The sequence below is a fragment of the Streptomyces sp. MZ04 genome (genome assembly GCF_004684775.1).
Taxonomy (GTDB): Bacteria; Actinomycetota; Actinomycetes; order Streptomycetales; family Streptomycetaceae; genus Streptomyces.
In genome coordinates this window covers 1-1,202 of the sequence record NZ_SRIC01000582.1, presented here as the reverse complement: position 1 = coordinate 1,202, position 1,202 = coordinate 1, and the positions used below count along the sequence as shown (strand labels likewise).

The 1,202-nt window shown below is 67.8% G+C and carries 1 protein-coding gene and 1 pseudogene; both read right to left on the bottom strand.

Going from position 1 to position 1,202, the window contains the following annotated elements; genetic code table 11:
- A pseudogene (locus tag E2651_RS43305) lies at window positions 1-224 on the bottom strand (FUSC family protein); the annotation flags it as partial.
- 376 nt (window positions 225-600) lie between these two features.
- Window positions 601-1,202 (bottom strand): nucleotidyltransferase domain-containing protein (locus tag E2651_RS43300; RefSeq protein WP_245239564.1); only part of this gene is annotated, 602 nt, incomplete at its 5' end.

Genomic DNA, 1,202 nt, shown 5'->3' with positions numbered 1-1,202 from the left:
CGCCGGCCCCCCGCCCGATCATTGATCCCGGCCAGCATGGCCCCGAGCGCGGCCACGACTCCGAGGGACGGCCGCCCGCCCATCACACCACCGAGAAGCAACGGCCCCGCGGCAAGCGCACCCCGCAGCACGGCGTGCCACGGAACGGGACCGCGCTGCAAACGGAGGGCATGCCCGAGCCAGGGCGGAAGGGCGCCTGCACGCGGGTTCGTCGGGTGGCTCACCGGGCCGCTCTCCTGTCGTCGTCGGAACGTACGTATGCGCGTGCCGCGGGACGACGTCGGCCTGGGCTTGCTTACTGCCTTGCTTTCTTACTGCCTTGCTTTCTTACCTGCCTTGCTTCCTTGCTTCCTTGCTCGTGACCAACGGTAAGCCCCGTTATTGGAGGGAAAGGGACGTACGCGTTTCCGTGATGTGACGCTTCGATGTGATGCTGCGGTGTGATCACCTACGAGGCGGCCTACGACACCCTCGAACGCGAACTGACCCCGGCGCTCCCCGTACGCACCAGGGCCCGCGAGGTCCACTTGATCGTGAAGGAGAACGGCGTGTGGCAGGACCGCAAGGCATACCGCCTGGGCACCAGGAACACCCCGGAGATCACCCCCGCGCCACCACGTCAACCGCGTCGACCGCACGCACACACAACTCCCGCACCGCACTGACGACGGCGGCCAACTCACCAGGACTCCGCCCCATCCCGTCCAAAAGGCCGTCGACGCCCCGCAACCCGGCCCTCTCCAACAGCCGCTTCTCGTTGGTCACCCACTCCCCACGCGCGGCGAGCACGGCGTGACCGGCCTGCATCGCGGCCGTGGCGACGGCGCCCGCAACCTCGGTGCGCTGACCGCGCGGGGCATTGTTGGCCTCCGCGTACGAGAAGGTCATCCGAGCCCGGCCAAGCCATTCACCCGACGCGGCCTTGCGCAGCGCCTCCGGATAGCCGGGCCGCGGCAGCTCCCCCCGCACCACTTCATTGATGGCAAGCTCGGCGACAACCAAGTAACTGGGAATCCCGGCGAGATGAAACATCAACGGCTCCCAGCGAAACCGCCCCGCCCGAGCCTCCGCCAACTCATGCTCAACGGCGTCGAGATCGCGATAGTGCACGTCGACGCGACGCCCATCGACGGTCAGCCAGGCCCCACCATTGAAAACCCCACCACCCCACGCACCGATCTCAAAGACCTCCCCCTCCCAAC